8 protein-coding genes are annotated in these 5,516 nt (G+C 48.3%); 1 reads left to right on the top strand and 7 read right to left on the bottom strand.

Annotated elements, in window-relative coordinates; genetic code table 11:
• Positions 1–393 precede the first annotated feature (393 nt).
• From OB13_RS16735 to OB13_RS16710, 6 genes are all read right to left on the bottom strand, one after another.
• Positions 394–849 carry a DUF1801 domain-containing protein gene (locus OB13_RS16735; protein ID WP_461491324.1) on the bottom strand — a complete coding sequence of 152 codons (456 nt, stop codon included), beginning with the start codon at positions 847–849 and terminating at the stop codon, positions 394–396.
• A 1-nt stretch (position 850) separates the two neighbouring features.
• Positions 851–1,351 carry a nuclear transport factor 2 family protein gene (locus OB13_RS16730; RefSeq protein ID WP_461491323.1) on the bottom strand — a complete coding sequence of 167 codons (501 nt, stop codon included), beginning with the start codon at positions 1,349–1,351 and terminating at the stop codon, positions 851–853.
• 27 nt (positions 1,352–1,378) lie between these two features.
• Positions 1,379–1,918, bottom strand: coding sequence for a DUF1697 domain-containing protein (locus tag OB13_RS16725; RefSeq protein WP_461491322.1), 540 nt, complete (start codon positions 1,916–1,918; stop codon positions 1,379–1,381).
• 139 nt (positions 1,919–2,057) lie between these two features.
• Positions 2,058–2,816: a CPBP family intramembrane glutamic endopeptidase gene (locus OB13_RS16720; RefSeq protein ID WP_461491321.1), complete on the bottom strand. Its 759-nt coding sequence runs from the start codon at positions 2,814–2,816 to the stop codon at positions 2,058–2,060.
• Positions 2,817–2,954: 138 nt separating this feature from the next.
• A complete protein-coding gene (locus OB13_RS16715; RefSeq protein WP_461491320.1) occupies positions 2,955–3,461 on the bottom strand; it encodes a PaaI family thioesterase in 507 nt (168 codons plus the stop codon).
• A 98-nt stretch (positions 3,462–3,559) separates the two neighbouring features.
• Positions 3,560–3,982, bottom strand: a complete 423-nt coding sequence (locus OB13_RS16710) for a Fur family transcriptional regulator (protein ID WP_461491319.1) — start codon at positions 3,980–3,982, stop codon at positions 3,560–3,562.
• A gap of 288 nt (positions 3,983–4,270) precedes the next feature.
• On the opposite strand from OB13_RS16710, the gene OB13_RS16705 reads away from it, so the two are divergent.
• The gene (locus tag OB13_RS16705; RefSeq protein ID WP_461491318.1) at positions 4,271–5,383 is read left to right on the top strand and encodes a T9SS type A sorting domain-containing protein; all 1,113 of its coding nucleotides are present in this window, start codon (positions 4,271–4,273) and stop codon (positions 5,381–5,383) included.
• On the opposite strand, the gene OB13_RS16700 is transcribed toward OB13_RS16705, so the two are convergent.
• On the bottom strand, positions 5,303–5,516 hold a 214-nt coding region (locus tag OB13_RS16700; RefSeq protein WP_461491317.1), incomplete at its 5' end, for a hypothetical protein. The two genes, OB13_RS16705 and OB13_RS16700, sit on opposite strands and share 81 nt — an antisense overlap.

Genomic DNA, 5,516 nt, shown 5'->3' with positions numbered 1-5,516 from the left:
GCTTCCCCTGTGTTTAAGTTTGTTGCTCTAGTCAGACTTTCTGTTAATAAGGTAGTTAAAGGACGTTTTGCAAAGGCAGGGTGCTCTTTGTGATACGTCACTGCAACAGTTAGGTACTCGTTGGAAATGAAGGGTTTCGCTATACCTGAGTTGTTCATTTTCAGGTTTATCATGCTGTTTGACGAAGGCAAAACATGCAGATAAAAGCAAAACAGAGTACATGTTACACTAATTAGAAATGCTAGAACTGAATCTCTCATTAGGAGTTAAGAATAGGCTGGGAAGAAACTTCAGCAAATTAAAGCTAAAATAAAATGAGGAGCGGAGAACAAATCCTTCCTTTCCTAAGGAAAACGTAAGCCAGCACAGCAGCAAGAAAAGGTATAGGAAAGATTATCTTTTGAATTGGCTGGTGTAGGTGTCTATCCACTGCTGCGGCGTCATCTTTGATGCCAGCACCCCGATCAGCTGCAGCGGAACATGCTCGGGCTTCTTGAAACGTATACAGCTTTTGCCCATGTCCAGCTTGGTTTTGCTGTGCCGGGTATACGCATTTCTGAACCAGTTTAACAGGTTTTCGTCCGCATAGATGCCCATATGGTACACAGCCAGGTGGTTCTTCTGTGAGGCGATGCCCAGGAAAGGCAGGGGCAGTTTGGGGTCGCAGTGGTAGCCGGCCGGGTATAGCGTATGGGGCACCACATAGCCGATCATGCCGTAGCTCATCACTTCCTCAAAACCTGCGGGCAGATTCCGGAGAATGACGTTTCTGAGCTCTGTCATGATGGATTTCCTGTCATCGGGGAGTTGGGCCAGGTATAGCTCGGGGGCTGCTGCGGTTGATTGCATATTAATGGTCATAACTGATTACGCGGGTAACTTTCCATTTCCCGTCCTTTTGCTGCCAAAGCATGATGTTTTTAAAAGTGCCGCAATCGTCCTGGCCGTTTTCCTGGTGGCAAAACCGGTGCAGGCATATCTCCACAGCGCCAAAACCGACGATTGGGTACACTTCCAGGCTACCTTTCACCAAGTCTCTGCGTAAGCCGGTATCCCGGTTTCGTTCGAACAAAGTCCGGAAGTTCTCCATGGTTTGCGCATAATCTGTGACTCCGCCCTTATCGTGGTAGAACTCCAGGTCTTCCGAAAATACTTCTTTCAGCTTATCCGGATCCTGCTTGTTGAAGGCGTCGAACATCACGCTGTCCATTCGGGCGATGGTGTCATAGAGCTCCTGAGACGCCGGGGTATAGGAGGCCGTCTGTTCGGGCACACGCTGCTTCGGTGTGGAGCAGGCGGCTGCCAGGTATAGCAGGAGTGCCAGCAGGCTAAAAGGTATAGTTTTTTTCATGAGCTGAAGGTATAGGAGCGCTACCATTTATTCTTCCATACCTAATGCAATCATTTTGGTCATGGTATTGAAATTCCGCATGGTGGCAGCAACGCCTAGCTTCCTTTCCAGAAAGTTATTGCTGAGCTTTTCTTTGCCGTAGGTGCCCGGGATGTACATATAAGCTGCCGCAGGTGTGATGATGAGTTTCTCCGGCCCAAAGTCCTGTGCCAGCAATGCCTTTACCTTTTCCTCAGGCGGAGATTCCTGAAAGGACACAAAAAACACGCGCGCTAAATCATGGCCTTCTTTCTGAAACGGGTTCTGGTCGAGCACCTGTTGCAGCTCGTCGCTCGTTCTGACCACAACGGCCAGTTCCGGCCCGATGTGGTCTTTTATCAACTGGTGGACCCTCGCCTCCAGCTCCCTGGCAGATAAATCACTCCGGAGAACGACGTTCCCGCTCTGAATCCAGGTCCGAACACCCGGGAAACCGTTGTCACTCAAAACCTGCCGGAGCTGTGCCATCGGCACTTTGTTTTTTCCGGTTGGCATTACACCTCGCAGCAGAATAATGTAGGTCTTCATGGTGGATGGATGAGATGTTTGAAACGGTTAGCGTATATGTGCTCCGCTCAGCTCAGCACAAAGTTAATAAATGCACTGACCTTCGATTTACCACTTCACGCGCTATTGCCACATACACGCTATTAGCCACTGGTATTTTTTAATTTAAAATTGGTCCAGCCAAAAGCAGTATCACATGAGCAAATATGTGAGCAATAAAACCGCTTTCTAATCCTTTCTTCCAATATAACCAACCGAAAATGATTCCGCCAACTGAATTTCCAATTAGGATATAGGTCAATAATCCTGGTGTCGGATTTCCAACTGCTTGATAAGCAATGGGGAAATGGCCAAGTGCAAAAATTATGGCAGCTACAATAATGCCTAGTGAATAAACAATTGGTTTTGTTCCGCTAAATATCTTTGAACACAGCCAGACAACAAATGTCATTAAGCCAAATCTCATCAGGATTTCCTCTGTTATTCCTCCATATAAAAACCTTGCTGCTATTGTTGGCTGTAATGATTCTCCTAATTCTTTAAATTCTGTTGGCAGCATGGGATTGAACAAAAGTCCTGCAAAACTTACTAATATTCCTGCCAGAACTCCTCCTGAAATTCCATATTTTAGAATTTCTGGAAGATTTAAAGCCCCGTTCTCGATTCCAACTATTTTTTCGATAAGCGGAACTCTTAAATCTACTTTTTGGTAAAAAATTGTACCGACAATTACCGCACCCAGCAACATAATTGTCGGGTTAATCAACGTGAATAATTTAATTTGCTCGTCAGTAAACTTACCTTTTAAAATCGCCTCTGCCTCTGCAGGAAGTGGAATATTCATAGTGAGTATCGAAGCAATTCCTATTAATCCGAGGATTGTTAAGATTACTCCCAAAATTATTTTTTTCTTGCGCATGCTTCCTTTTGCTTGTGGCCAACTAGAGTATATAAGGAGTTTTTCCTGCTATACCCCAACTGTAGCGCATAAACGGAATCGACCTTTCTTAAATATAAGAAAATCTATATTGATTTCAGTAACAGGAGCAACAAAAAACTAAACCACCTTCCGCTTCGCCTTCAGCGACCAGGTAAACCGGAACTCTGCTACCTTGTCCCCGCTCTCATCCATACCTGTGCTGGTGGCCACCACGGTCACCCCCTCACCGGTTGCTTTTGTCTGGTCAGCGGCAGCCTTTATGCGCTGGCCATCTTCGCACACAAACGAGATCCTGCCAATTGCCTTCTTTGTGAAGTCGGCTTCCATGTGCACCACAAGCATCGATACAGCCGGATCGGCCTGGTAGGTTTGCGCCATACACAACAGGCCCGTAGAGAGCTCCGCGGCCATGCTCAGGCTGGCAAAATAAATGGAGTTAAAAGGATTTTTGTTCAGGTACTTGTAAGAGATGGTCACGATAGCGCGCTCTTCGGAGATGGCACTTACCCGCAGGCCTGCCATGTACGCCATGGGCAGCTTGGCCGCCATAAAGAGCCGAAGTTTAGTGGGGGAGGAGGCTAGTTGACGAAACTGCCGGGCAGCGGATATTTTTTCTGGAGGCATGGCGTTGAGGTATGAACCGGTTAATGTGTATGCATTTACGGAGTAAGACAGACAGCAGGTTGTACCGGCACTCCCCAGGCGTCCTCAAAAGGACGCTTTTAGCTGACCCTGGAACAACTGTTGCAAATGCCCTGCGCAGAAAAATGCAGTTCCTTTACCTGGTAGCCGGCCGGCATGCGCAGCGTAGGTATATGCACCTCGTTGATACAAAAAGTCTGGCCGCAGGCAGTGCAGCTAAAATGAATGTGGTTATCGTGGTGCTGGTGCTGGTTGCAGGCTTCTTTGCACAGGGCATATTTCACAGCACCGCTGCCATCATTTATACTATGTAGCAGGCCCTTTTCCTCAAACGAATGCAGCGTGCGGTAGAGTGTTACACGGTCATAGAGGTCGCCGAACTGTTGCTCGATGGTGGCGTGTGTCAGCGCGTGCTTGTTTGCCAAAAACAGGCTCAGGACATCGGTGCGGCATTTGGTCTTGCGCAGGCCGTAGGCATGAATGATCTGGTGAAGTTTGTTCATATGAAAGTGGTGTGGGAGTGACGGTTATCAAACTTACAAATATACTCGACATGGCCATACAATTGCTTGCCTGGAGGCCAGAAAAAAGTTTACAGAATGTGAAAACCCGCCTGCCCGCATACGGAAAGGAAGGGGAGTGCCGGCACTGGCCGGGCCGCTGAAAAAAATTAAGTTTCTTATAAAGAAGCCGCTACGGGCGGATACCCACTTATAATGAAAATTCATAAAACATTTTTGGCCGATCTGCGGTAACTCCAATTGTTCATATTCAAAATTAACTATAATTACATGAAAGCATATTTACGTTTATTATGTGTTGTACTGGTGGCTGTCATGAGCCATCATGTTGCCCTGGCCCAGTTAATAAAGGAGCCTACCATTAACAGTACACTCGATATCATCGAGATCATCAAGGTGAATGCGGTCCAGGAGTATGATCTCTTCATCGATGCCGGTGACAGATCCGGTGAACTGGTAAAGGTCAGAATGAGGCTGCTTCAGCCTGCCCAGCGCGATCTTTTTGAGGTGCACTATAACACCAATGTAGAGACTCCAACCTTTGTTAAAGCGGAGTTTGGGGAAGATGGTATTGCCATCCTGGGAGCTGCAAACGCAAACATCGCCCTGAAAGACATGCAGGTGTATATGCGCACCAAGATAGCGCAGCCGGGTACCTACAAGTATGTGTTCGACCTGCTCCGCGGCGATAACAACGTGATTGCCACGGTAACCGAAGAGGTGACGGTAGCAGAAACAGTCCCTGCCCGCATAGGGAGCACGCTCAACCAAAACCCGAATCTCATCAAAGGGGCGGACACGGATTTTACCATCAACCTGTCACGTGGCGAAGTAGCTGCCGATACGCCGGTGCGTATCCGGATAACTCTGAACAACAAAGCGCAGGCCGGTAAGCTAGCCATGCAGTTTCAGGAAGGCCAGGTATACAAGCCACTGGCGTTCAACCAGGAAGGTATAGCCCTGTATGGCCCGGAAGCCGGGTTCGCCCTGACCAATGCCCGTCTTAATTTCAAGGCAAACTTTACGGATGCCGTCAACTATGGGTATAAGCTGGAACTGCTCAAAGTTGGCGATAACGCCGTACTGGCTACCCGAAACGAAACAGCTGCCGTCATGAACGTGGCCGGCCTCGGCGAAACGATCGGGAATGAGTTTGTGAAGGTATACCCGACTCTGGCAACGGAAGGCTTTGTGATACTGGAAATGGGCAGTGTGCACAATGCGCAGGTGCAGGTGCTGGATGCCTTGGGCAGAACAGTCCTGACGGCGGATAACCTAAGCGGTTCTAACCGCCTCAGCACCTCAGGTTTTGCAAAAGGGCTGTACTTTATCAAAGTGATCAAAGACACAGAAGTAGCCGGCGGACGCTTCATCGTACGCTAGCAGCGCTATACCTGATACCACACCAACAGGCTGATCTGGCACTTGCCGGGTCAGCCTGTCTGTGCTTAGCGGTGATCCCCTAGCCGGCAGCAGCAAGGCCTGCAAGGTATAGGTATAGGTATAGGTATAGGTA

The sequence above is a fragment of the Pontibacter sp. HJ8 genome, from assembly GCF_054824225.1.
Note: the sequence above shows the minus strand (reverse complement) of the source record. Positions and strands in the feature narration are given on the sequence as shown.